Consider the following 23,748-nt stretch of genomic DNA (forward strand, 5'->3'; position numbering starts at 1 on the left):
AGCGGGGTTTCCGGAACCGCCGGAGGCCCGACAGGAACAAGGAAAGCAAAGGAGAAGAGATGGCCGATCTCATCAAGGACGCGAGCACCGGTTTCGTGCCCGTGGACGAGTTGGTGCAGCTTGCGGAGGTGCCGGACGACCTCGTCGCCGGCGTGAACGCCAGCGGCATTCTCTGTGCGACCGCGATCACGGCCTCCATCACCGGGGTGAGCGTGGCTCTGGGTGGTGCCTGCCCGACTCAGGCCTGCACCAACTATTGCTGACAAGCCGCAGGTGAGGGGCGCCGCTACCCGTCCTCACCGGTAGCGGCGCCCCGTTCGGAGGGTGAGTGATCAGGAGAAGAACGGTGACGACGACAGGGTTGGACGACGCGGACTTGGACCAGCTGTTGCGTGACTGCGCCCACGCCAGGGCCGACGTGTTCGGGGACTTCTACTCGCCTTTTCTGATTGCGTGCGCCCTGAGACTGCGGGAGTGGGAGCGTGAATGGGAGCCGGAGTTCGCCGAGTCGATCGAGCTCGCCCAAGTGGCCGCTTCTCTGCTCCCATCGGTCATGGACTCCCTCATCACGATCGGCACGCGAACCCTGATCACGACTTTCCGCGGCCAGTCGGCGCTGGATTACAAAGGGTTCCATGAATGGGCCGGCGGCACGGAGGGCCGTGACACGATCCTCGCCCGGTTCCCCGAACTGCACCGGTTGCTGATCCTGATCACCGAGCGGCAGATGTCCTATGCGGAAGAAGTGCTGCGCGCGGCATGGCGGGACCGGGCGTCCCTGGAGGCCGCTCTGGGCGTGTCCGGCCGGGTCATCAGGATCACCATGGGGATGGGCGACTCTCACTGCGGCGGCAGAAGCGTCTCCCGGGTGTGGTGGAGTAACGGGGTGTCGGCGGTTTACAAACCGCAGCATGAGAGTTGTCAGAAGTTGCTCGCCGAAGTGCGGCGCGTCGTCGACGAGGACGGCGCCTTCTTCGGCCCCCTCTACCCGAAAGCGGTCATCAGCCCGACGCATCTGTGGCAGGAGTACATCCAGTACGCGGAACTCGGCGAGAGTGCGGGACCCGGCCGGTATTTCCGGATCTTCGGCCGGGCGGCCGCCTTGTTCAGCATGCTGGGTGCCGGTGACCTGCATCTCGAGAACGTCATCGCCCTGCCCGCCGGTCCCGTCCTGCTCGACGCGGAAACACTCGTGTCCCTGCTCGCTCGCGAGGAATTCGGCGCACTCGTGCTGGACATCAACAACTCGGTGCTCAACACCTTGATGTTTCCGGCCCGTTACAAGGGGGCGGCGCTGGATGTGGACATCTCGGCGATCGGTTGCCCGGACCCGACGCCATCTCACCGATTGAAGACTTTTGTCGTGGTCGACGCCGGGACCGACGGGATCCGATTCGAGCACGTGCCGGTGGTCATGAACCACGGCACGAACATGGCGGCCGTGAACGGCGAACCGGTGGACCCGCGGCTGTGGATGGATGAGATCCTCACGGGGTTCGAGGAAGCCCGTGAGCTCCTTGCCGCCAACCATGACGCCATCCGGCACGTGGCGTCACGAATCGACGGCTGGTCGGTTCGTCACATCCCACGTCCGACCTTCCTGTACGCCCGGTTCCTCGAGGCGTCGACGCATCCCGCGTACCTGACGAGCAGGGAAAGCCGGGAGGACTTCCTCGCACACCTGCCGAGACAGCATCAGGGGATCGCGACGGAGGTGACCGATGCGGTGCACGATGAGGAGGTACGAGCGCTCCTCGATCTCGACGTTCCCTTCTTCGGTGTTCGGTGCGATTCACGTGACCTGCAGCTGGGCCGGCGCGCGGAGGTGGAAAACGGCGTGCTGGGCACTCCCCGGCAATCCCTCCTGGCGAGAATCGACGGCTTCTTCGGCCGGCCCGTGCGCCGTGACCTCGCCTACATCACGTACTCCCTGGCCAGTTCCTCCGACGATGTGTGGGAGGCGCGTCCCGTGCAGAGACGTGCAGGCGCGCGTCACAGGGACGCTCTGCCGGATCTCAGTGATCCGCGGCCTTGGATCGCGGCTCTGCGGGACCTCGTGGTCGGCGACGGCGATACGCCGTCGTTTCTGATGCCCCAGTTGGACGGGGAGGGGCTGCGGCTCGGCGCCGCCAACACGCTGCTGCACGAGGGCGGGGGACTGCTGCTCTACCTTGCCCGGTCGGCGGCGGTCGACGGGCATACCGCGTTCGGGTGGGACGTGGGCAAGATCTACGCAGCGGCACACCCGCTGAGGATCGGCGAAGTCGTCACACCACTGACGGTCTCGCCGTTCACGGGCATACTGTCGCGTCTGGTCACGGGCCTCGAACTGCGCAGATGCGGCGTCGACATACCCGGCGACGGCTGGACCGGCGAGGACGTCGGTGGGCCCTCCGGGCCGGACAGAGCGCTCTCCCTCGCCAACGAGGTCGAGGTCGATGGGCTGTCGAAGGAGGATTTCGACTACCTCAACGGCTTCGGCGGATACGCGGTCTTTCTCTCGGAGTACTACGGGGACCGTGTTCCCGCAGTGGCCGAAGCGGCCGCGGGACGGCTGCTGCGGCGCCTCGTGGAGGTCGACGGGCTTCCGGAGGAGCAGGAGGGCGATCTGGGGCTCGTCCACGGGCGCTTCGGCCGTATCGCGGCCATGAGCGCGCTCGTCGCCGCGGGGGCCGACACCGATGGACGCGCGCGGGAGCATCTGACGCGCTTCGCGTCGGCCTACCTCAGGGGGAGGTGGACCGACGACTGCCTCCGGGACCCCGCGCGCGGAGCCGGCTGGTGCAAGGGGTACGCCGGCGTGACCTTCGCCATGACCAAGCTCCTGGCCGCCGTCGGGTATTCCGACGCGCAAATCCGTGACGCGATCACGCCGGAAGTGGAAGGAATGCTCTACGGCGATCCGGGCGACGACATCAGCTTCTGCCACGGCGTCGCGGGCCGGCTGGCGTTGACGTGCTGGCTGGCCGGACGTCTTTCCTGGCCGGTACTGCACGACGAGGCCAAGAACCTGAGCAGTCGCTTCATCGAGCGGTCCGCCGAGGCGGGCTGGAGGTGCGGGATCGGCCCGATAGCGGGGCTTCCCTCCTTCTTCTTCGGTCTGTCCGGGTGGTACTACGCGCAACTGATGATCGAGGCGCCTGCGATCGGGCTGCCCCTGTGCCTGGGAGGACGATGACGCGCGTGCGCCGGGTCAGGGAAGTGCAGCAGTTCACCGAGGCGGAGTGCGGGCTCTGCTGCGCCGCGATGGTCCTTACGGCCTACGGGTCCCGGGACTGCATCTCGCAGTTGCGCCGCCGGTACGAGGTCGGTCGTGACGGGCTGACCCTCGGCGAGGTCGCGTCGATCCTGCGGGACCACGGGATGCGGGTGAGGTTCTTCCGCGCGACGGTGAACAGGCTGGGCGGTCTTGCCCTGCCCCTCATCGCCTATTGCTACGACAGCCACTTGGTCGTGGTGGAGACCGTCGGCGAAAAGAGCGTCACCGTCGTGGATCCCACGGCGGGCCGCAGGAAGTACTCGATCGAGGAGTTCGAGGAGATCTACTCCGGCCTGGTGATCGAGGCGACGCCCGGCGCCTCCTACACGCCGGTCCGTGACCGCGAGCCCAGCGTATGGCGGGAGTTCCTGCGAGCGGGCGGACGCGAGGCGCGACCGCTGGCCGGCGTTTTCACGATGTCGCTTCTGCTCTACGCGTTCACGCTGCTGTTGCCGATCGCCACGCAGTTCGCCGTCAACGAATACGCGGGCCTCTTCCAGGGCAGGCCGCTGGCGCTGGTGATCCTCATGCTGACCGTGTCGATGGTCGCCTACTTCGCCGTCTCCCTGGTGCGGAGCCTCTGCCTGGCCCAGGCCATACGCAACCTGGGGGAGGTGATGATGGGCAGGACCTTCAAGACGCTGCTGGGGCTGCCCTACAAGTACTTCTCCGGCCGGTCCCAGGGCGAACTCATGTATCGCCTGTCGAGCATCACCTCGGTACGCGACCTGATCTCGGGCGAGGTCTCGACCGTGCTGCTGGATGTCGGCAGCCTGATCGCGGCCTTCACCTATATCTTCTTCCGCTCGGCTTCACTCGGCTTCGCGGCGCTCGGGGTCTTCCTGTGCATGTTCGTCCTGGCGCTGGTCACGTACCGGCCGATCCGGAACACCACGGATCGTGAGATCGGCGAGACCGTCAAATCGACGTCCATGCAACTGGAGGCGCTCTCCTCGATCGAGCTGCTGAAGGTTTCGGGAATGACGGACGCGTTCTTCAAGGAATGGGAGAGTACCTATGCCGGGGCCTTGAACCAGACGCGGCGGCGGATCGTCCTGCAGGGAGCGGTCTCCAGCGGATACGCCCTCCTGCAGATGTTCGGCCCCTTGTTCGTCCTGCTGGCGGGGTTGTGGCTGGTCCTGAGCGGGGGCCTCGACCTCGGATCGGCGATCGCGGTGCAGACGCTCACCGCCACAAGCCTGGGCAGAGTCGCGTCGCTGTCCAGCGCGTTCACGCAGATGATCACAGTCAACGCACAGGTGTACCGTCTGGGCGACATCGTGAACCAGCCCGCCTCGCGAGACACGTTCGGAGACCGCCAGGCCGGGATCGAGGGGGCCATCTCGTTGCGCGAGGTGAGCTTCACCTATCCCGGCGGCAAGGTGCCGGCGCTCGAAGGAGTGTCGATGGACGTCCGGCCCGGGCAGCGGGTCGCCATAGTCGGGAGCAGCGGTTCGGGAAAGAGCACACTGGGGAAACTCCTCCTCGGCCTCTATCCCGTGCAGGCGGGGGATATCGCCTACGACGGCATACCGCTTCGCGACCTGAGCCCGGACTCCCTCTACCGGAGTGTCTCCTACGTCCCCCAGGAGATCGTCCTCAGCAATCGTTCGATCGCCGAGAACATCAAATTCGGCAACGGCGACATCGACATGGAGGCGGTGCGGGAGGCCGCCCGGCAGGCGCACATCGATCGTGAAATCGAAGCCATGCCGCTGGGCTACTTCACACAGATCCGGCAGTTGGGCGGGAACCTGTCGGGAGGGCAGCGTCAGCGCATCGCTCTCGCCCGCGCTCTGGCCCGGCGTCCGCGGGTCCTGGTGCTGGACGAGGCGACGAGCGCGCTCGACACGGTGACCGAGTCGCTCATCGCGAACGCGCTCGACGGCTTGAAGTGCACGCGCGTCATCATCGCCCACCGGCTGTCCACGATCATGAGCGCGGACCTGATCGTCGTGCTCGAGCAGGGGAGGGTCGTGCAGACCGGACGGCACGAGGAGTTGCTCTCGGTGCCGGGCGTGTATCGGGATCTGGTGCGCTCGCAGGTCGCCGTCAGCGGTGCGTACAGCCGCGAAATGTCCGCCTACGCGGAGCACGACCAGGCGATGTCCTGAGCCGTGCGTCCGACTCCATGGAGTCCGTTGAATGGGAAAGCTCTCGGTTTTCGTTCCGCACGCCACCCCGTGGTCGGGCCAGGCCCTGCCGTTCGCCGCCTTCACCCGGCAGAGCGGCGCCCATCGCCTGTGGCAGGGGCAGAGCATGACCTGCGACCCGCACCAGACGTTCGCCTACGTCGCGGGACGCGGCTACCGATTGCCGGTGGGAATCGGCGTGTCACTCATGCCGTTCCGGCATCCCCTCGGCGCGGCCCTGGAGGCGAGCCATCTCGCGACGACCATGGAGCATCCGGTGGTCGCCGGATACGGGTCGGGCTGGGCGGCTCTCCAGCACATGCTGCTCGGCCGTGCCTACGGCAGCCAGATCGGAGCGGCCAGAGAGTACCTCGTCATCATGAAGTCCCTGTTGGACGAGGGGAAGGCGGACTGCGCGGGAGAGTACTTCACCTGCCACGCCGAACTCCCGTCTCTTTCCCGGCCGCCGGTGGAGGTCGGGCTGGGCGTACTGAGGCCGGGGGCGGCGCGGCTGGCCGGTGAGGTCGCGGACGTGGCCGTCGCCTGGCTCGCGCCCGCGGCGTATCTGCGAGACGTCATCCTGCCTTCGATGGCCGCGGGCGCCGCCGCGGCGCGTCGTCCCGTGCCTCGCCTGGTGGCGATCGTTCCCTTCGCGCTGTCCGGTCCGGGTCGTGACGCGAGTGACATGGCTCTGGCGAGCAGCGCCGCACACATGCTTCTTCCGCACTATGTCGACATGCTGCGCAGGTCGGGGATCGCGGTCGACATGCGCGACCCGCAGGCGAGCGGCGCGGCGCTCGCGGCGGGAGACGCGTTCCTCTTCGGTGACGTGGGCGACATCGTGAGCAAGCTGTCGCACTACTGGCGCGCGGGCGTGGACGAGATCGTTCTGAACCCCACCGGGGTCTTCCTGAAAGAGGGCCTCAGATCGGCGCTCAACGAACTGGAGACGATCGTCTCGGCGACGCCTGCCTGACGCGCGCGAGGTGACGCGACGGGGAGCGGGCCGCCCGGATGAGGGCGCTCGCCGCCCAGGGCCGGGAGGAGGAAAGGGCGCCACCCGCCTGCGGCACAATTGGCCTCATGGCCCTCGACCCGAAGATCGCCGACCGGCTCAAGCGCACGCCGGACGGTTTGGTGCCCGCGATCGTCCAGCAGCACGACACCGGCGAGGTGCTCATGCTCGCGTGGATGGACGACGAGGCGCTGCACCGCACGCTCACCACCGGCCGGGCGACCTACTGGTCCCGCAGCCGCGGGGAGTACTGGGTGAAGGGCGACACCTCCGGCCACGTCCAGTGGGTCAGGCACGTGGCGCTCGACTGCGACGGCGACACCATCCTGCTCAAGGTCGACCAGGTGGGGGCGGCCTGCCACACCGGCGACCGCACCTGCTTCGACGCCGACGTCCTCGACGTGAGCGGCGCGCCGTGACCGCCGCCGCCCCCGCCCGCGACCGGGCGCGTACGGCCCGGCGCTCGCTGCTCGCCTGGCTGGCCGCCTGCGCCGTGGGCGGCGGGCTCGCGCTGCTGGCCGCGGGCCGCGTCTGGGTCACGCTCGGCACGGCGGGGAGCCCCGCAGGAGCGGGCGCCGGCTCTCTCACCGGCAACGACCTGGTGGCCTGGCTGACCCCCGCGGCGCTGGCCGCGCTCGCCGCCGTGCTGGCCGTGCTGGCGGCCCGGGGGGTGGCGCGCCGGGTGACGAGCGTCGTCGTCGCCCTCCTCGGCCTGGCGGTGGCGGCCGGGGCCTGGGACGGCACGCGCGGCGGGGCGATCGCGGCGGCCGCCGGGCACATGACGGGCGCGGTGACGGCCGCCGGTCACATCTCCGTGGAGTCGCGCGCCTGGGCCTGGCCGGTGCTGGCCGCCGCGGGCGGGCTCGTCCTGGCCGGGGCGGGCGCGGCGGCGGCGGTCCTGAGCCCGCGCTGGCCCGGCATGTCCAGCAGGTACGAGCGGGGGACCGGGCGCGCGGAAACGGGTGGGGCCGGCCGCGTGAAGGACGCCGACAGGGCGATGTGGGACGCGATCGACGAGGGTGACGACCCCACCGTCCGGTAGCACGGCCCAGTGGACCGCTCCGCGGAAAGGGAGGAGCGGTCGTCCTGGGACGCCCATTGGATCGTTCCCAACTCTTTCATCACAAGTTGCCCACGAAGCGAAATTTTGCCCTGTAGGGTCGTTCCTTCTCGCTAAGCTTCCCGCCGACTTGAAGGATCTCACGGGAGCTTCGGATGAGCTACCAGCACCGGCCGGACGGCTACGGGGGCCCGGGTCCCCGCCCGTCCGCCGGGGGATGCCCGCACCCGCACGCGGGTGGTGACGGGCATCCGTCTCCGGTTCCGTACGGTTGCCCGCCACACCTGGGGCGGGGCGCCGGCGGAACGCCGGTCGCGTCGCCCGTCCCGGGCGTCGCCGGCCTGCTCACGTGCGGCTTCACGTCGAACCTCGATGTGATCTTCGGCAACGTCGCTCTGAATCAGATCAGGCGGAACGGCCAGGAGGGTCGCGGCATGGCGGTCGCCGGCCTCGTCACGCCCCACGCGGGCATGGCGTGGCCCGTTCCGGTGGTGCTCCGCATCCCGGGAGTCATCGCCATGGGCGCCTCGAACAGCGGTCACTGACCCCGGTCCCGTCTCACATCGAACCTCTCCCCCTACGCACAGCAGGAGCGACAGAAGATGGCCTACGGCAACGACCCCGGCAATCCCGGCGGCTTCCCGCCGCCTCCGCCCCCCGGCAGCTACGGCGCCCCGATGCAGCCCGGCGGCACCCCCCCGAACAACCACCTCGTGATGGCGATCGTCAGCACGATCCTGTGCTGCCTTCCTCTGGGTGTCGTGTCGATCGTCTACGCCACCCAGGTGAACTCCAAGTGGATGGCGGGCGACTACCAGGGCGCCGTCGCGTCCTCGGAGTCGGCGAAGAAGTGGTGGATGGCGTCCCTGATCACCGGCATCGTGATCTGGGTCCTGTACCTCCTCTTCTTCGTCGTGCTCGGGGTCTTCAGCGCCACCACGACCACGTCATACTGAGGGTCATGACATCGACCGTCCCGGCGCGGCGCCCGGCGGACCGGCTGCGGTCCCTGCTGGCGCCGCTCGGCGTGGCGGCCGTTGCCACGGCGGCGGCCGCGTACGTCGCCGCCGTGGACCCCAACCAGCCCGGGCACTATCCGACCTGCCCGTTCCTGTTCCTCACCGGGCTCTACTGTCCCGGATGCGGTTCGCTGCGCGCCGTCCACGCCCTGGGACACGCCGACGTGCTGAGCGCTCTGCACCTCAACCCGCTCACGGTCGTGGCCGTGCCGTTCCTGTTCTACCGCTGGGCCCTGTGGGCATTACGATCATGGCAGGGACGGCCTGTGCGCACGAGCCTCGCGCACCCCGCGTACCTGTGGGGGCTCCTCGCCATCGTGATCGTTTTCTGGGTGGTGCGTAATACGCCTTTCGGGCATTTCCTCGCACCGTGAATCGACCCGGTGGCGGATCGACGCGAGACGGGCCGATACCATCGCAGGGCAGGACACGCAGAGCAGCCGACCGGAGGGGACCCTTACGCGTGAGCGAGCGGACAGGCAAATCGCGCGAGCTCCGAGCTGAAGGCGAGGAGGACGCGTGAGTGTTCTTGAGGACATCATCTCGGGTGTGCGGGAGGACCTCGAGGAGCGGCAGCGTGACATGCCGATCGAGGAGCTCAAGCGGCTCGCCGCCCGCGCGCCGGAACCCCGGGACGCCTACGCCGCGCTCGGCGGCGACCGGGTGTCGGTCATCGCGGAGGTGAAGCGGTCGAGCCCCTCGAAGGGCGCGCTCGCCGCCATCGCCGACCCCGCCGCCCTCGCGGCGGACTACGAGGAGGGCGGCGCCCACGTCATCAGCGTGCTGACGGAGCGGCGCAGGTTCGGCGGGACGCTCGCCGACCTCGCCGCCGTGCGCGCGGCCGTGGACATCCCCGTCCTGCGCAAGGACTTCATCGTCACCTCCTACCAGCTGTGGGAGGCCAGGGCGAACGGCGCGGACCTCGCCCTGCTCATCGTGGCTGCCCTCGAGCAGTCGGCACTCGTCTCGCTGATCGAGCGGGCCGAGTCGATCGGGCTCACCCCGCTCGTCGAGGTGCACACCGAGGAGGAGCTGGTCCGCGCGGTCGACGCCGGCGCGAAGATCATCGGCATCAACGCCCGCAACCTCAAGACGCTCGAGGTGGACCGCGAGGTGTTCGCCAAGCTCGCGCCCAAGGTGCCGGACGGCGTCATCAAGGTCGCCGAGTCCGGGGTGCGCGGCCCGCACGACCTGCTCGCGTACGCGCGGGCGGGAGCCGACGCCGTGCTGGTGGGCGAGAGCCTCGTCACCGGCAGGGACCCCAAGACGGCGGTCAACGACCTGGTGACCGCGGGCGCCCACCCGGCCTCGCGGCAGGACACCGGCTCCGAGAGGCACTCGTGAACGACGGCGCTGCAGAGGGAGGCCGCGTGACCCCGACGGATGCAACCATCATCACCCCCGCCGACCTGGCCGGGGGCGGTGTCCGCGGCAACGACCCGGACATCCACGGCAAGTTCGGCAGGTTCGGCGGCAGGTACGTGCCCGAGGCGCTCATCCCGGCCCTCGACGAGGTCGCCGCGGAGTACGAGAAGGCCAAGACCGACCTCGCCTTCCTGCGCGAGTTCGATCACCTTCTGCGCACGTACGCCGGCCGCCCCACGACGCTGACCGAGGTGCCGCGGTTCGCCGAGCACGCGGGCGGCGCGCGGATCCTGCTCAAGCGCGAGGATCTGACGCACACGGGCGCGCACAAGATCAACAATGTGCTCGGCCAGGCGCTGCTGACCAAGCGCCTGGGCAAGCGGCGCGTCATCGCTGAGACCGGGGCGGGCCAGCACGGCGTGGCCACCGCCACCGCCGCGGCGCTTATGGGCCTGGAGTGCGTCATCTACATGGGCGCCGTCGACTGCGAGCGCCAGGCGCTCAACGTCGCCAGGATGAAGCTCCTCGGCGCGACGGTCGTGCCGGTGACCAACGGCAGCCAGACCCTCAAGGACGCCATCAACGAGGCGTTCCGCGACTGGGTCACCAACGTCGACCACACGCACTACCTGTTCGGCACGGTCGCAGGGCCGCACCCGTTCCCCGAGATCGTCCGGGACTTCGCCCGGATCATCGGGGTGGAGGCGCGCCGCCAGGTGCTGGAGCTCACCGGCCGCCTGCCCGACGCGGTCTGCGCCGCCGTCGGCGGCGGGTCGAACGCCATCGGCGTCTTCCACGCCTTCGTCGACGACCGGAACGTCCGGCTGTACGGCTACGAGGCCGGCGGCCGGGGCGCGGAGACCGGCGAACACGCGCTGACCCTGACCGAGGGCACCGTGGGCGTGCTGCACGGCGCCCGCACCTACGTCCTGCAGGACGAGGAGGGCCAGACGATCGAGTCGCACTCGATCTCGGCCGGTCTCGACTACCCGGGCGTGGGCCCCGAGCACGCGTGGCTCAAGGACACCGGCCGCGCCACCTACGAGGGCGTGACCGACAAGGAGGCCATGGAGGCCTTCGCCCTGCTCGCGCGCACCGAGGGCATCATTCCGGCCATCGAGTCCTCGCACGCGCTGGCGGGCGCGCTGCGGCTGGGCCGCGAGCTCGGTCCCGACGCCGTCATCCTGGTGAACCTGTCGGGCCGCGGTGACAAGGACATGGGCACCGCCATGAAGTACTTCAACCTCTGATCCAGCATCGACAGGACATCCCGATGACGACACTCCAAGCGGTGTTCGACAAGGCCCGCGCCGAGGACAGGGCCGCGCTGGTCGGCTACCTTCCGGCCGGCTTCCCGACCAAGGACGGCGCGGTCGCCGCGGCGACCGCGATGGTCGAGGCCGGCTGCGACGTGATCGAGATCGGCCTGCCGTACTCCGATCCGCTCATGGACGGCCCGACCATCCAGGACGCGGTGCACCGGTCGCTGATCAACGGCACCCGCATCGCCGACGTGATGCGCACCGTCGAGGGCGTGGCGAAGTCGGGTGCCGCGACGCTGGTCATGACGTACTGGAACCCGATCGACCGCTACGGTGCCGAGCGCTTCGCGCGCGACCTCGCCTCCGCGGGCGGTGTCGGGACCATCACGCCCGACCTGACGCCGGAGGAGTCCGAGCCCTGGCTCGCCGCGAGCAAGGAGGCCGGCATCGACACGGTCTTCCTCGTGGCGCCCAGCTCGCCGGACGAGCGCATCTCCCGGGTCGCCGCCTGCTGCACGGGCTTCGTGTACGCGGCCTCGCTGATGGGCGTGACCGGTGCCAGGGAGTCCGTCAGCTCGGCGGCGGAGGGCCTGGTCAAGCGGACCAGGGCGCACACGTCGCTGCCCGTCTGCGTCGGGCTCGGCGTGGGCACCGGCGCCCAGGCCGCCGAGGTCGCGGCGTACGCCGACGGCGTCATCGTCGGGTCGGCCTTCATCCGGCGCCTGCTCGACGCGCCGGACGAGAAGTCCGGTCTTGCGGCCGTACGCGAGCTCGCGTCCGAACTAGCCCAGGGTGTCCGGCGCTGAGCCACCCGGGGTTTCCTTCCCGCACATGCGCCGCGACCAGCCGAGATAAGGCGGCTTACCATGCTCTTATCCAGCACATGGTGAGGTTGGGTCCCGGTACTGTTCAGTCGGTGTTGCCTACCGGGCGAGGAGACTCATGGTTCAGTTGGCATCCGGCGCCTCGGTGTCCGAACGGTTACAGCCTGCGAAACCCGCGCTCTCCTGGGTCACGACCGCCGCACGGGTCGTGCTCGCCGGCGTACTGATCGTCGCCGGGGCGCTCAAGATCGGAGCACCCGCGCTGTCGGTGCAGGCGGTGCGGGCCTACGAGCTCCTGCCCGGCTCCGTCGCGCAGATCGTCGGGTACGGCCTGCCGGTCCTGGAGATCATCACCGGCCTGCTGCTGCTCGTCGGCCTGTTCACGCGTGCGGCGGCGGTCGTCGCCGGGGTGCTGATGGTGGCGTTCGTCATCGGCATCGCGTCGGCCTGGGCCAGGGGGCTGCGCATCGACTGCGGCTGCTTCGGCGGCGACGGCACGCTCGCCGCGGGACAGGACCCCAACTATTTCTGGGAGCTGATGCGCGACTTCGGGCTGCTCGTCTGCGCGGCGTGGATCGTCGCCAGGCCGGCGGGCCGCTTGTCGCTCGACTCCGCGCTGGGCTTCACGGGGGAGCGGGAAACGGCGGACGAGGACGGCTCGGACGGCGGGGAGGACGACGGCGCGTGACCGCGGACGACCGCGGGACGCCGCCGTGAGAACAGCCAGGGGGGAAGTTTCGTGAGTAAGCGGACGAGTGAGGCGGCCAGGGCCCGCATCGCGGCCCAGAGGGAGGCCTTGCGCAAGCAGGAGCAGCGCAAGCGGATCACGATGATCGTCACCGCCGTGGTGATCGTCCTGATCGCGGCCGCCGTCGCCGTGTGGTCGGTGCGGCAGGGGAGCTCGGAGAAGGTCGCGGGCGGCCTCGCGCCCATCACCGTCCAGAAGGACGGGACGGTCGTGATGGCCAAGTCCGGCGTCAGCGCGCCCGTGGTCGACGTGTACGAGGACTTCCAGTGTCCGACGTGCAAGGAGTTCGAGGCGACCAGCGGTTCCACGCTGAAGAACCTGGCCGCCGAGGGCAAGGCCAAGGTCGTGTACCACCCGATCACGATCTTCACGCAGGAGCCGACCGCGGGCAACTCGCTGCGGGCGGCCAACGCGGCCCGGTGCGTGACCGACGGGCAGCAGTGGCTGGCGTTCCACGACAAGCTCTACCAGAACCAGCCAAGCGAGACCGTGACCGGTTTCACGACCGACGAGCTGATCAAGTGGGGCAAGGCGGCCGGCGTGACCGCTCCCGACTTCGACAACTGCGTGCGGGAGCAGCGCAACGTCGCCGCGCACAAGCAGTTCTCCCAGCAGACCATGGCCGCGCAGAAGCTGGCCGGCACACCGACCGTCAAGCTCGACGGCAAGGAGCTCGAGCTCACCACCCTCTTCTCGCCGAGCTCGCTGCGCGACGCGGTGCAGAAGGCCGGGAAGTAGGAGACGCCGTCCCCGCCCGGCCGTCGCCGAGAGGTTGCCGCCTGGGAAGCCGTCGCCCGGGAGGCCCTCGCTCCAGGAAGCGTCGCCGAGAGGTCGTCGCCCCGAGGCGTCGTCGCCAAGAATCGGGCAAGGGCCGCGTGGCCGTCCCGCGACCGGGTATCGGCGCGATGTCACAGGCTCCGCGCAGGGCGGGCCCCAGCGTGATCGTCGGCGCGAGCGTGGTGCGGCCGCGGGAGCGATCGCCGGTGCGAGCGTGGGTGCGGCCGCAGGTGTGATCGCCGGTGCGGTCCGAGTGCGGTCGTGGGCGCGGTCGTGTCCCGTCCACACCAGTCCCGTCCACGGCTCGCGCGAGCGAACCGCAAGCGACGAGCTGAGCGAGGAGGCGCCGTGCCCGCTCACACCGGTGCACAGGCCGCCGGGCGGGACGGCGTCGCCCGCGTCGTCCTGAGGCCCATGGGAAGCCCGCTGCCGCTGGGCTTCCTCGGCCTCGCCCTCGCCACGACCGCCTTCGGCGCCATGGAACTCGGCTGGGTGCCCGCCGCGCAGGGGCGTGTCGTCGCTCTGGCCGCGCTGCTGTTCACCGCGCCGCTGCAGTTCCTCGTCGCGATCCTCGGCTTCCTCGCCCGCGACTCGGTCGCCGGAGCCGCGATGGGCGTCCTGTCGGGCACGTGGGCGGTGATCGGCGGCGTCACGCTCACCTCCGCGCCCGGCACGACGAACCCGGCGCTGGGCGTCGTCCTGCTCACGGCCGCCGCGGCGATGCTCGTCCCGGCCCTCGCGGGCCTGCCCAAGCTGGTGGCCGCCGTCGTGATGGCGTTGTCCGCCATCAGGTTCGCGATCACCGGCGTCTTCGAGATCACCGCGTCCTCGGGGTGGAGGACCGCGGCGGGCATCGCCGGTCTGGTGCTCGCCGTCGTCGCCTACTACGCCGCCCTGGCGTTCGAACTGGAGGACGCGCACGGGCGTGCGCTCCTTCCCGTCGCCCGCCGGGGCCGGGCCCGTACGGCGGTCCGGGGCGACCTGCACGACCAGACGAAGGGGCTGGCGCACGAGGCGGGCGTGCGCGAGCAGCTCTGATCCGCCCGCCCCGGGCGGGGCCGGGACCGGGCGGCCGCCGCGCGGCCGCCTTCCCCGCCGATCTCACCGGGGTTTCGCCTCCGGGTGCGTGGTTAGCATGCCCGCATGCCGAACGACGACCGGTCTCCTCTCGACACATCCGCCGGACCCGGGGACGCCGCCAGGAGGATCCACGGGGCGATGGTCGCCTTCGCGGCGGGCGACGCGCTCGGCGTGCCCTGGGAGGGCCGTCCGCCGGAGCGCGTCGACGCGGCCGAGGTCGTCCGGCTGCCGGCGCCGGACAGGGGATGGCCGCGCGGCTCGACCTCCGACGACACCGCGCAGATGGTGCTGGCCGCCCGGTGCCTGGCCGACACGGGCGGGCGGCCGTCCTCCATGGACTTCCTCACCCGTCTGGCCGACGCGGCGCCGGGGGTGCGCGGCCTCGGGCCGACGACGCTGCGCGCCCTCGCGCACTTCCACGCCACGGCGGAGCTCCCGGCGCCCTCGGCCGCCGACCTGCCCACCAACGGCGCGGCCATGCGCATCGCCCCGGTCGGCTGGGCCGTACCACCCCACAGGACCGAGCGCCGGCGGAGTCTGTGCGAGACGCTGTCGGCCGCGACGCATCGGGCGCCGGCGGCGGTGGGGGCGGCCTGCGTGATCGCGGCCATGGCGTCGTTCGCGGTGGAGGGGGCCGGTGCGGACGATCTGCTGGACGCGGCGGCGGCCGAGGCCCGCTGGGCGGGCGAGCGCTACGGGCCGATGGACGCCGTGGCGGACGCGGCCCGCGGCCGGTGGTCGCCTCCGCGCGAAGGTGTCTCCCTCGACGCCGTGGAAACGGTCGCCGCGGTGGTCCACGTGATCCGCGAGACTCCCGGCCCGGCCGCGGCCCTGCCGTACGCCGTGTCGCTCGGCGGGGACACCGACACGGTCGCGGCGCTCGCGGGCGGCGTCCTCGGCGCGCGCGACCCCGACGGGGTCACCGCGCTCGGGTGGCTGAGGCTGGTGGATCTCGGTGAACACCCGGGCCTGGGAGACCTCGCCGTACGCCTGTCGGCTCTCCGCGAGACGGCCGCCGCCGGGCTCCGGGCGGAGGGCGCGGGGTGATCGGCGCAGGTCGCGCGGCGGATGCCCGCGCCTCGCTCCAGGCTCGCCCTCTCTTGCGGTAACGTCACGTTACATGCCCCTCCTCGCCTCGATTCCCAGCCCTTCGCAGGGGGTCTGGAATCTCGGACCGATCCCGATCCGCGCGTACGCGCTGTGCATCGTGCTCGGTGTCATCGTCGCCGTCTGGATCGGCGAACGCCGCTGGCGCGCCCGTGGCGGCGCCCCCGGGACGATCGTCGACCTCGCGGTCTGGGCCGTGCCGTTCGGCCTCGTCGGCGGACGTCTCTACCACGTCATCACCGACTGGCAGATCTACTTCGGTTCGGACGCGCCCAAGCGGCCGATCGACGCGCTGTTCATCTGGGAGGGCGGCCTCGGCATCTGGGGTGCCATCGCCCTCGGCGCGCTCGGCGTGTGGATCGCCTGCCGCCGGCGCGGCATCTCCTTCACCGCCGTCGCCGACACCCTCGCCCCCGGCGTGGCCGTGGCGCAGGCCATCGGGCGGTGGGGCAACTACTTCAACCAGGAACTGTTCGGCGGCCCCACCGACCTGCCGTGGGGCCTGGAGATCGAGCCGGGCCGCCCCGGCACCGTCCCCGGCGCGACCACCTATCACCCGACGTTCCTGTACGAGTCGTTGTGGGACCTCGCGCTCGCCGGTGTGCTGATCCTGGCCGCCCGCCGGTTCAGCCTGCGGCACGCCCGCGTGTTCGCGCTGTACGTCGCGGGCTACACGCTCGGCCGGTTCTGGATCGAGGGGCTGCGGGTGGACCCCGCCCACCAGATCCTCGGCATGCGGCTCAACCAGTGGACCTCGATCCTCATCTTCCTGTGCGCCCTGGCGTACCTGTGGCTGGCCCGCAACCGTACGGGCGAGGAGCCGCTGGGCGTGGAGAGCGGCGACGCCGGCCCCGGCCCCGCCGACCCCGCCCATGGGCCGGACCAGGCCGACGAGCCGGAACTCCTGCGCGAGGAGGCCCAGGAGACGACGGCGGAAGACGTGACGGCACAGGATCGACAGGAACGGGACGGCGGTTCCGGCAAGGAGACGGCGGGCGCCGCGGTCGACGGCGCGGCGGAGCCCGAGGCCGGCCGGCGATGACGAAGGCGTCGACGGGGGCGCGGGCCGAGGTCCACCACGAGCACCGCGACGTCAACGGCGGCTGGTTACGCCCCGCCGTCTTCGGTGCCATGGACGGGCTGGTCTCCAACTTCGCGCTGATCGCGGGCGTCGCCGGCGGCACCGCCGAAACCAGGATCATCGCGCTCGCCGGCATCGCCGGTCTGGCCGCCGGAGCGTTCTCCATGGCGGGCGGCGAATACGTGTCGGTCGCCAGCCAGCGGGAGCTCGCCCTGGCGGAGATCGACGTGGAGCGCCGGGAGCTGGAGCGGCACCCGGAGGCCGAGGAGGCCGAGCTCGCCCGGATGTACGAGCAGCGAGGCGTGGACCCGGAGACGGCCAGGGAGGTCGCCCGGCAGATCTCCCGCGACCCGGAGGAGGCCCTGGCCGTCCACACGCGGGCCGAGCTGGGCGTGGACCCCGACGACCTGCCCTCGCCCGTGCTGGCCGCCGTGTCGTCGTTCCTGTCGTTCAGCCTGGGCGCGCTGGTCCCGCTCCTGCCGTACCTGCTGGGCGTGCGGGGGTTGTGGGTCTCCGCCGTGGTGTCGATGGTGGCGCTGTTCGCCGCCGGCGCCGTGGTCTCCCGGGTGACGGCCCGCAGCTGGTGGTTCAGCGGCCTGCGCCAGCTCGTGGTGGGGGCCGTGGCGGCGGCGCTGACCTGGGGCCTGGGCTCGCTGATCGGAACCGGCGGTCTATGACCAGGCGCAAGCGCCGGTCGTCCGCGCCGGCCGAGGGCTGGACCGGGTCCACCCTCACCGAGCTGGGGCTGGACGACAGGCAGCAGCGGGTGTTCGTGTGGTCGGTCACCGCTGTGGGAGTGCTGGTGATCGCCCTGGTGCTGACGCTGACGGTCAACGCGATCGGCGGGGCACCGTCGCAGCCGGCGCAGGCCGCGGGCGGGGTGGTCGGAGAGGGGCTGCCCGTGTCCTTCCAGGACTGGCCCTCGCTGAAGGAACTGGCGCCGATCGCGGACAGGAAGGCCGACACCGCGCCGCTGACCGCGCAAGAGGTGTTCGGCGCGCGGACGCTCACGGCCGGGAAGGTCACGCTGCGCAGGCTCGCCGCCCGCCTGGACCAGGCGTGCGCGGGAGCCGTGTGGGGAGCCGATCTCACCGACGCCCTGGCGGAGGCCGGATGCAGCCAGGCGGTTCGCGGCCTGTACGGCACGGCGGACGGGGGGTACGTCGCGCAGTACACCGTCTTCAACCTCGCGGACGTCGCGGCGGCCGAGTCGCTGGCGAAGTCGCTGGCCTCGCTCTACCGGGGCGCCTGGGTGCAGCCACTCGAGTCGCCTCGGGCGAAGTTCGGCGCCTACAGCGAGGCGAACGCCTATGCCCTGGGGCACTACCTCGGGGTGGCCTGGATCGGCCGGACCGACGGCGCGGAGCCGGGGGAGAAGGACGACTTCATCATGCTCGGCCTGGCCGTACGGGAGGTCGAGAAGGCGGTCTTCCGCCGCGTGGTCAAGGTCGCCGGGGTGCCGTCGGACCCCGCGCAGCCGCCGGGCCCGGCCGACACCGCGCAGCCCTCGGAGGCTCCTCCGACCGACCCCGGTGCCTCCCCGGCGATCTCCTCCACCCCCTCGCCCTCCACTGCTCTGTGAATCGGGAGCGTGCGGGGAGACCATCCGGGGCGGAGCCGTCGGTTCACCCTCGCCGTCTCCCGGGGAGGACAAGCCCCTCCGGCCGCGAGCAGCGTGCGCAGGTGCGCCGGCAGAGCCACAGGACCAGGCCGATCGCTACCGCGCCGCCCAGCACGTAGGCCGCCGGGAAGCCGAAGGCGGGCTCTGTTTCCGTGCCGTACAGCGTGCCGAGGTAGACGACGTTGTAGGTGACGGCGACCGCGATGGAGGCCACGACGAGTCCGGCGAACGTCATGGCCGTCAGTGCCCGGGAGATCGCCGAGCGAGTGAGCCTCTCCGGTGCCCCGATCAGGTGCAGCGCCGTGGCGAATCGGTTGTCACCCCGCAGCGCGTCGGCCGCGCCCAGGACCACCATGGGCATCGAGAAGGCGAGGCCGATCAGGAAGATCGCCGGTAGCAGCACCGCGTAGAGCTGTGCACGCTGCTGGAGGGTCTGTTCCATGCCGCGCTCGAACCGCAGTTCCGGCGTGATCGCCTGGACGTCGGACATCACGTCGTCGGCGCGTGCTCGGGGGAAGACGATGTCCAGGCTCTCGGTGCCGTTCCGCTGCCGGGTGACCCGCGCGTAGCGGGCCACCGGGGATGCGAGAAAACGCTGCTTGAGCGTCTCGTCTATCTGGTCGATCCCGACGCTCTGCCGCCCGTCGGCTCCGTAGGCGCTCTGCCTGACCTCGTTCACGGCGTCGAGGTTCCCGGCGTGCAGGCCGAGCAGACTGATCAGCAACATGGGAACGGCCACCAGCCGAGGGGCAAGTGCGGGGTTTCCCGCGGCGAAGCGGGCGGCCAGCCGGGTCGGGAGCGCGTGCCGAGGGCGCACGAGAGACGAGAGGGCCACGGTGATCGGCTCGATCGCGGCGATGGTCACGGCGATCGCGATGGTCATGAGCGCATAGCTGACCTGCGGAGAGTACGTCCGTGCCAGCAGCCCGCCGGGATCCGGGCGTCCGAACAGGCCTTTGTAGTCCGCCAGCGGGACGGCGGCCGGCGACCAGGCCAGCACGGCGGCGGCGGGTAAGAGCCGCTGGGCCTTCGGCGCCCCTCGCCGGACCTGCCCGTCCGGCCGCAGGCACCGGACCGCCGACAGCGCGGTGACACCCGCGAGCGTGATCGTCGCGACGGCGACCGCCGCGACGAGGACCGACGGCGGCAGCGCGGCGTCCTGCGGATACCAGCTCAGCTGGGTGATGCCGGCGGTGCCGAGGCCGGGCCAGGCGAGCGCGGCCGCCAGGCACCCGGCGACGCCGCCGGTCAGTCCCGCGGCCGCGCCTTCCCATGCCGCGATCCGCCCGATCAGCCCGCGGGACATGCCCGCGAGGTGCGCGCGCGCCCAGCGGCGGCGGTAGACCCCCGACGACATGCCGAGCGCGGCGAGGGTGAGAGCGGCGACGGGAACCAGGGTGGTGGGAACAAGCCGGATCACAACGGCTCCGGCGTCCAGGTATTGCATGGTGCCCTGGCTCCAGGACGTCTCCCAGGTCATTCCCGACCGGTCAGGAGTGATCCGGTATTCGGCCGGACTGACTCCGAAGGTGACGTCCAGGTTGGGTTCCTGCGGTGCGTTCGATGCCCGTCCCACATAGGCGTACAGCTCGTCGGGGTGGCCGAGCCCGGCGGGGCCGATGACGCCCGCGCGTCGTCCCGGGGCCCACGTGGCGTATCGCGGCTGCGAGTCGATCAACCGGGCGGCGGCCGGAGACAGGAACACCTCACCGGGCAGCGGAGCGTGCGTGATGCCCGGCGGCGTCGCCGCTCGCGCCGGATTCCGCACGTCGTAGACGAAGACCCGGCGCCATCGTCTGGTCTCGGCGACCATGACGTCCGAGACGAAGATCTTCATTCCGGCGTCCGGTTCCGCCGCGATGCGGCCGGTGTCGTCCCGCACGGCACGGAGACGGTCCCGCGTCAGCTGCGCGTCCGCTATGCCTGGCACCGAAGCGGCGATGAGGCCGAACAGCACCGCGGCCGCCGCGCATATCACGAAGGCGGCCATCCGGCTCAGCCCGGCGCGAGGCGAACCGCGCAGCATGCGATAAGCCAGCCGGGCCGACAGCGGCGTCATAGTCTCGCTCCACCGTCCGGTGTCAGAACCTCCTCCGACGCGACGATTCGGCCGTTGGTCAGCGTCGCCACGCGATCGGCGCGTTCGGCGATCCGCAGGTCGTGGGTGGCCAGCAGGACCGCGGTGCCGTGACGCCGGGCCGCGGTGACGAGCAGGTCGGCCACGATCTCGCTGCTGGCGGCGTCCAGCGCTCCGGTCGGCTCGTCCGCGAACAACACGTCGGGGTGATGAACGAGCGCGCGGGCGATCGCCGTACGCTGCCTTTCTCCCCCGGAGATCTGCCATGGATGTCGCTTCGACAGGTGGTCGAGGCCCAGCATCCTCATGATCTGCCCTGTCCGGAGGCCGATGTCCGGCATGCCGTTCAGCTCCAGAGGCAGCTGGATGTTCTCCCGCACGGTCAGTTCGTCGATGAGATCACCGTGCTGGGCGACGAAGCCGAAGCGCCGGGCGCGCAGCGCCGTGCGGTCGGCCGGACGGAGCCGATAGAGCGATTCGGCGGCGAACAGTACCCGCCCGGAATCGGGGGGAAGCAGCCCGGCGGCACACCGCAGCAGCGTCGATTTGCCGCTTCCGCTGGGACCGACCAGAGCGACGAACTCGCCCTTCTCGAGGGTGAGATCGGCCGAGGTGAGCGTGGCCTGGTCGTCGAAGGAGATTGAGACGTCGTCCAGTCGTAAGACTGCCGATTCCTGGTTCGCCACGCGGGCTTGCCTTTCCTCATGAGTCGCACAGGCGGCCCCGCCGGCTGGGAGGCCGCCTGTCTCGGTGAAGAGGCGATCAGGGAGTGTCCCGGGACACCACCTGCCTGGAGCGCCGCGTCGTGTCGCGGAGCGCGGCGCGCATGAAGTCCTCGGCACAACGGCCATCACGAACGGCCGGAGCTCCGCAGGCGGTGCACGAGCCGTGGCCGACGACCAGCTCATGACCCGCTTCCATCGCGACGGGAGGCGGAGGCGGGGGCGGATCGATCGGTGCGGATTCCATGTGACTGACCACCCTTCCGCGGAGGACTACCGGGGAATCGTGCGGCTCCCCGTCGCGCCCGTGATGCTCTTCACGGTGACGGTGACCGTGCCGTTGGGGCTGAGGGTCACCTGCCGGCCGGAAATCGCGCTGGAACCACAGCCGGTGATGCTGTAGCTCGTGGGAAGGCCCGATCCCGAGAACGTCAGACCGGCGGAGCGATACTTGGTGGGGCCGGTCGTCGGGTTGCAGATGTGAAGCGATTACTTCTGGCCATTGCCGAGCCCTTCGTTGTGTCCCGGATACGACATGACGACCGAAGGGGAATGATGAGCCCGTTCCCCCCTCGCGGAGAACGGGATGCATCGGTATCCGGAATTATCCTGACACGCCCGAACGACAGGCATGCTAACATGATCGACTTCTCGGGTGTCAAGCATTTATGGGAATTAACGGATGGCCGCCGGCGGGGCGGCGGCCATCAGAAACGAACTTCTCGTTCAGGGCTTGATTCGGGGCCTGACGTGGGTGGATGTGGCGGAGACTCCAGTGGGGAGTTTCTCTAGAAAATATCTAGCCGACGTCTAGAACAAATGTAGTCCTGGCCGGGCCGTGTCGTTCCGGACTGATTCGGATAATCGGAAGACGTCGGCCTGCGGCGGCGAGTCCCGGCCGATCGCCTCCTCCGCCGCGCACGCGCTTCGCGGGCCGCTCATCGCTCCCCGCCGGCGTCGAGGGTGCGGAGGACGGCGGCCGGGAGAGTGGTGAGGCGGTGGAGGGGGAGCTCGAGCGGGGTGACGTCGCCGGCCCACGGCGCGGCCTCCTCGACGGCCGCCCTGGCCTGCCGCTTGGTGAGGCCGGCCGTCTCGGTCAGCGCCTCACGCCAGGTGTTGGCGACCTTTCCGTGGGCGCTGTCCATGATCTTGCGCAGCACCCGGGCGGGGCCGCCGTCCGGGGGCGGCAGCCGTACGGCGTCGAGCACGTGGCCCTCGGCGGCCGGGCGGTGGACGAGTTCGTACACCGGGGCCAGCAGGGCGGCGAGCGCGGGCAGGTCCGCGACCGTGTCCGTTACCGTGTCCGTTACCGGGCCCGCGGTGAGCACGCGAACGTGCCGGGCGCGCGTCGCGAGCAGCAGGCGGGGCAGCGCCGCCTCCAGCCCGGCCGGCACGGCGATCGCCACCCGTTCGGGATCGGCGGCGTACGGCTTGCTCAGCAGGGTGGCGAGCCGGGTGCGCGGAACCTTCGGCAGCAGGCCGCGCGGCCAATCCCCGGCGAGCAGGTCCGGACCGAACGCGGTCACCGCCGTCTCGTCCGGCGGAGCCGCGGGAGCGGACTCGACGGACTGGGGACCCTGGGTGTAGATGGCCGTCGCGAGACGGTCGAGCCGGGAGGCGATCGCCGGCCAGGTCTTGGTGGTCGGCCGCAGGACGTACAGGTCCGCCGCGCTGCCGATCGCCTCCGCGCCGTGATACCGATTGAAGTGCGGAAATATGGCCTCATGTAGAAGGTTGAGGTCGAGGAGGGCCTTCTGCACCTTCAGCGCGAGCATCGGGGTGCGCTCGGATGCGCCGTACGCCACGAGGATCCGTCCCCGGTCGCGGTCGCGCAGGCCCTCGGCGGCGCGGGCGGCGAACAGCCCGATCCCCTCGGGCGTGTACGGCGGGTCGGTGACCGCGAGGTCCGCCCGGCCGCGCAGCGACGGCGGCAGGCCGAGGCGCAGGTCGGCCCAGTGGGTGCGCACCCCCAGGTCCTGGGCGTCGATGTACTCCAGGATGCGGTCGTCGATGTCGGCCACGGCGACCTCGACCTCGGGGTGGATCATCCGCACGGCCAGAGAGGTCAGGTCGTGGTCGCCGACGCACAGCAGGCGGGCGCCGGGCAGCCAGAACCGCCTCCCCAGCAGCAGGGCGCGGCGCAGCACGGTCTCCGCGGTCGCGGAGACGTGGTCGAGCGCGTGCCGTCCCCGGGGGGCCTCGGCGATCAGCGTCTCGAGGCGTCCGAGCGCCTCCGCGTGCGCCGGGACCATTTCGGCGACCGGATTCCCGAGACCGGAAATATCCGTATCTATGCCGACGTTGTAGCGGTTGACCTGATCGCTGGGAATACGGACGCGGTCGCCGCTGTGCTCAAGGGGGAGCACCCGCAGCAGCGACTCGATCGTCCGCCGCGACGTCGCGGTCTCCCGGACCAGGTCAGGCAGGGTCCACCAGCGGCCGCCGGCCAGGAGCGCGAGCGCTCCGCGCAGGCGCAGGCCGTCCACACCGGCCTCCGCCAGCAGTTCGTCGATCGCCTCATGACCACTCATGCGCAAACCATATCCACGGCGCTGACCTGCCAAGGTTCGCGAAGCGGGCCTGGGGGGCACTATTCCGG

The 23,748-nt window shown here is 70.8% G+C and carries 23 protein-coding genes; 20 read left to right on the plus strand and 3 right to left on the minus strand.

The window, feature by feature from the left end:
* Window positions 1-59 precede the first annotated feature (59 nt).
* The 19 genes from ACQPZZ_RS15165 to ACQPZZ_RS15255 all read left to right on the plus strand — a co-directional run bounded on the left by ACQPZZ_RS15165 (window position 60) and on the right by ACQPZZ_RS15255 (window position 18,311).
* A complete protein-coding gene (locus tag ACQPZZ_RS15165) occupies window positions 60-263 on the plus strand; it encodes a hypothetical protein (protein WP_363636677.1) in 204 nt (67 codons plus the stop codon).
* Between the two features lie 83 nt (window positions 264-346).
* The gene (gene lanM / locus ACQPZZ_RS15170; protein ID WP_432932553.1) at window positions 347-3,178 is read left to right on the plus strand and encodes a type 2 lanthipeptide synthetase LanM; all 2,832 of its coding nucleotides are present in this window, start codon (window positions 347-349) and stop codon (window positions 3,176-3,178) included.
* On the plus strand, window positions 3,175-5,373 hold the full coding sequence (locus ACQPZZ_RS15175) for a peptidase domain-containing ABC transporter (protein WP_432932555.1): 2,199 nt from the start codon (window positions 3,175-3,177) through the stop codon (window positions 5,371-5,373). The genes lanM and ACQPZZ_RS15175 overlap by 4 nt, the downstream gene beginning before the upstream one ends.
* A gap of 31 nt (window positions 5,374-5,404) precedes the next feature.
* The gene (locus tag ACQPZZ_RS15180) at window positions 5,405-6,367 is read left to right on the plus strand and encodes an LLM class flavin-dependent oxidoreductase (RefSeq protein WP_432932557.1); all 963 of its coding nucleotides are present in this window, start codon (window positions 5,405-5,407) and stop codon (window positions 6,365-6,367) included.
* Between the two features lie 107 nt (window positions 6,368-6,474).
* Window positions 6,475-6,825, plus strand: a complete 351-nt coding sequence (hisI, locus tag ACQPZZ_RS15185) for a phosphoribosyl-AMP cyclohydrolase (protein ID WP_346227706.1) — start codon at window positions 6,475-6,477, stop codon at window positions 6,823-6,825.
* Window positions 6,822-7,448, plus strand: a complete 627-nt coding sequence (locus ACQPZZ_RS15190) for a Trp biosynthesis-associated membrane protein (RefSeq protein WP_432932560.1) — start codon at window positions 6,822-6,824, stop codon at window positions 7,446-7,448. Before hisI ends, ACQPZZ_RS15190 begins: the two co-directional genes overlap by 4 nt.
* 173 nt (window positions 7,449-7,621) lie before the next feature.
* Window positions 7,622-8,011, plus strand: a complete 390-nt coding sequence (locus ACQPZZ_RS15195) for a DUF4190 domain-containing protein (RefSeq protein ID WP_432932562.1) — start codon at window positions 7,622-7,624, stop codon at window positions 8,009-8,011.
* Between the two features lie 57 nt (window positions 8,012-8,068).
* Window positions 8,069-8,422 (plus strand): CD225/dispanin family protein, encoded by a 354-nt coding sequence (locus ACQPZZ_RS15200; protein ID WP_432932564.1) that lies wholly within the window; start codon window positions 8,069-8,071, stop codon window positions 8,420-8,422.
* Window positions 8,423-8,427: 5 nt separating this feature from the next.
* Complete coding sequence (locus ACQPZZ_RS15205; protein WP_432932566.1) at window positions 8,428-8,859, plus strand: DUF2752 domain-containing protein; 432 nt, start codon at window positions 8,428-8,430, stop codon at window positions 8,857-8,859.
* Between the two features lie 145 nt (window positions 8,860-9,004).
* Entirely contained in the window at window positions 9,005-9,829 is an 825-nt protein-coding gene (gene trpC, locus ACQPZZ_RS15210; protein WP_432932568.1) for an indole-3-glycerol phosphate synthase TrpC, read from the plus strand.
* Window positions 9,830-9,879: 50 nt separating this feature from the next.
* Complete coding sequence (gene trpB, locus ACQPZZ_RS15215) at window positions 9,880-11,100, plus strand: tryptophan synthase subunit beta (protein WP_432934399.1); 1,221 nt, start codon at window positions 9,880-9,882, stop codon at window positions 11,098-11,100.
* 23 nt (window positions 11,101-11,123) lie between these two features.
* Window positions 11,124-11,918: a tryptophan synthase subunit alpha gene (trpA, locus tag ACQPZZ_RS15220; RefSeq protein ID WP_432932570.1), complete on the plus strand. Its 795-nt coding sequence runs from the start codon at window positions 11,124-11,126 to the stop codon at window positions 11,916-11,918.
* Between the two features lie 136 nt (window positions 11,919-12,054).
* A complete protein-coding gene (locus ACQPZZ_RS15225; RefSeq protein WP_432932572.1) occupies window positions 12,055-12,624 on the plus strand; it encodes a DoxX family protein in 570 nt (189 codons plus the stop codon).
* 51 nt (window positions 12,625-12,675) lie between these two features.
* Complete coding sequence (locus ACQPZZ_RS15230; RefSeq protein WP_432932574.1) at window positions 12,676-13,422, plus strand: DsbA family protein; 747 nt, start codon at window positions 12,676-12,678, stop codon at window positions 13,420-13,422.
* Window positions 13,423-13,809: 387 nt separating this feature from the next.
* The gene (locus ACQPZZ_RS15235; protein WP_432932576.1) at window positions 13,810-14,499 is read left to right on the plus strand and encodes a hypothetical protein; all 690 of its coding nucleotides are present in this window, start codon (window positions 13,810-13,812) and stop codon (window positions 14,497-14,499) included.
* 105 nt (window positions 14,500-14,604) lie between these two features.
* A complete protein-coding gene (locus tag ACQPZZ_RS15240; RefSeq protein WP_432932578.1) occupies window positions 14,605-15,588 on the plus strand; it encodes an ADP-ribosylglycohydrolase family protein in 984 nt (327 codons plus the stop codon).
* Between the two features lie 73 nt (window positions 15,589-15,661).
* Window positions 15,662-16,690 (plus strand): prolipoprotein diacylglyceryl transferase, encoded by a 1,029-nt coding sequence (lgt, locus tag ACQPZZ_RS15245; protein ID WP_363636649.1) that lies wholly within the window; start codon window positions 15,662-15,664, stop codon window positions 16,688-16,690.
* Window positions 16,687-17,406 (plus strand): VIT1/CCC1 transporter family protein, encoded by a 720-nt coding sequence (locus ACQPZZ_RS15250; RefSeq protein WP_363636647.1) that lies wholly within the window; start codon window positions 16,687-16,689, stop codon window positions 17,404-17,406. Before lgt ends, ACQPZZ_RS15250 begins: the two co-directional genes overlap by 4 nt.
* Window positions 17,403-18,311: a hypothetical protein gene (locus ACQPZZ_RS15255; RefSeq protein WP_432932580.1), complete on the plus strand. Its 909-nt coding sequence runs from the start codon at window positions 17,403-17,405 to the stop codon at window positions 18,309-18,311. The genes ACQPZZ_RS15250 and ACQPZZ_RS15255 overlap by 4 nt, the downstream gene beginning before the upstream one ends.
* Before the next feature lie 43 nt (window positions 18,312-18,354).
* Here the strand turns inward: ACQPZZ_RS15255 and ACQPZZ_RS15260 are convergent, their stop codons facing one another.
* Window positions 18,355-20,409 carry a hypothetical protein gene (locus tag ACQPZZ_RS15260; RefSeq protein ID WP_432932582.1) on the minus strand — a complete coding sequence of 685 codons (2,055 nt, stop codon included), beginning with the start codon at window positions 20,407-20,409 and terminating at the stop codon, window positions 18,355-18,357.
* The gene (locus ACQPZZ_RS15265; protein ID WP_432932584.1) at window positions 20,406-21,113 is read right to left on the minus strand and encodes an ABC transporter ATP-binding protein; all 708 of its coding nucleotides are present in this window, start codon (window positions 21,111-21,113) and stop codon (window positions 20,406-20,408) included. Before ACQPZZ_RS15265 ends, ACQPZZ_RS15260 begins: the two co-directional genes overlap by 4 nt.
* A gap of 283 nt (window positions 21,114-21,396) precedes the next feature.
* Between ACQPZZ_RS15265 and ACQPZZ_RS15270 the strand changes: the two genes are divergently transcribed.
* Window positions 21,397-21,552 (plus strand): hypothetical protein, encoded by a 156-nt coding sequence (locus tag ACQPZZ_RS15270; RefSeq protein WP_432932586.1) that lies wholly within the window; start codon window positions 21,397-21,399, stop codon window positions 21,550-21,552.
* A gap of 535 nt (window positions 21,553-22,087) precedes the next feature.
* Here ACQPZZ_RS15270 and ACQPZZ_RS15275 read toward each other — a convergent pair.
* Window positions 22,088-23,680, minus strand: a complete 1,593-nt coding sequence (locus ACQPZZ_RS15275; protein ID WP_432932588.1) for a bis-aminopropyl spermidine synthase family protein — start codon at window positions 23,678-23,680, stop codon at window positions 22,088-22,090.
* Window positions 23,681-23,748: the final 68 nt, after the last annotated feature.

The sequence above is a fragment of the Microbispora sp. CA-135349 genome (assembly GCF_050947365.1).
Taxonomy (GTDB): domain Bacteria; phylum Actinomycetota; class Actinomycetes; order Streptosporangiales; family Streptosporangiaceae; genus Microbispora.

What these genes read in the sequence shown, in the direction of transcription:
- ACQPZZ_RS15165 (WP_363636677.1), top strand. Translation starts at nt 60, where the DNA reads ATGGCCGATCTCATCAAGGACGCGAGCACCGGTTTCGTGCCCGTGGAC.
- ACQPZZ_RS15175 (WP_432932555.1), top strand. Translation starts at nt 3,175, where the DNA reads ATGACGCGCGTGCGCCGGGTCAGGGAAGTGCAGCAGTTCACCGAGGCG.
- ACQPZZ_RS15180 (WP_432932557.1), top strand. Translation starts at nt 5,405, where the DNA reads ATGGGAAAGCTCTCGGTTTTCGTTCCGCACGCCACCCCGTGGTCGGGC.
- hisI (WP_346227706.1), top strand. Translation starts at nt 6,475, where the DNA reads ATGGCCCTCGACCCGAAGATCGCCGACCGGCTCAAGCGCACGCCGGAC.
- ACQPZZ_RS15195 (WP_432932562.1), top strand. Translation starts at nt 7,622, where the DNA reads ATGAGCTACCAGCACCGGCCGGACGGCTACGGGGGCCCGGGTCCCCGC.
- ACQPZZ_RS15200 (WP_432932564.1), top strand. Translation starts at nt 8,069, where the DNA reads ATGGCCTACGGCAACGACCCCGGCAATCCCGGCGGCTTCCCGCCGCCT.
- ACQPZZ_RS15205 (WP_432932566.1), top strand. Translation starts at nt 8,428, where the DNA reads ATGACATCGACCGTCCCGGCGCGGCGCCCGGCGGACCGGCTGCGGTCC.
- trpA (WP_432932570.1), top strand. Translation starts at nt 11,124, where the DNA reads ATGACGACACTCCAAGCGGTGTTCGACAAGGCCCGCGCCGAGGACAGG.
- ACQPZZ_RS15225 (WP_432932572.1), top strand. Translation starts at nt 12,055, where the DNA reads ATGGTTCAGTTGGCATCCGGCGCCTCGGTGTCCGAACGGTTACAGCCT.
- ACQPZZ_RS15240 (WP_432932578.1), top strand. Translation starts at nt 14,605, where the DNA reads ATGCCGAACGACGACCGGTCTCCTCTCGACACATCCGCCGGACCCGGG.
- lgt (WP_363636649.1), top strand. Translation starts at nt 15,662, where the DNA reads ATGCCCCTCCTCGCCTCGATTCCCAGCCCTTCGCAGGGGGTCTGGAAT.
- ACQPZZ_RS15250 (WP_363636647.1), top strand. Translation starts at nt 16,687, where the DNA reads ATGACGAAGGCGTCGACGGGGGCGCGGGCCGAGGTCCACCACGAGCAC.
- ACQPZZ_RS15255 (WP_432932580.1), top strand. Translation starts at nt 17,403, where the DNA reads ATGACCAGGCGCAAGCGCCGGTCGTCCGCGCCGGCCGAGGGCTGGACC.
- ACQPZZ_RS15260 (WP_432932582.1), bottom strand. Translation starts at nt 20,409, where the DNA reads ATGACGCCGCTGTCGGCCCGGCTGGCTTATCGCATGCTGCGCGGTTCG.
- ACQPZZ_RS15275 (WP_432932588.1), bottom strand. Translation starts at nt 23,680, where the DNA reads ATGAGTGGTCATGAGGCGATCGACGAACTGCTGGCGGAGGCCGGTGTG.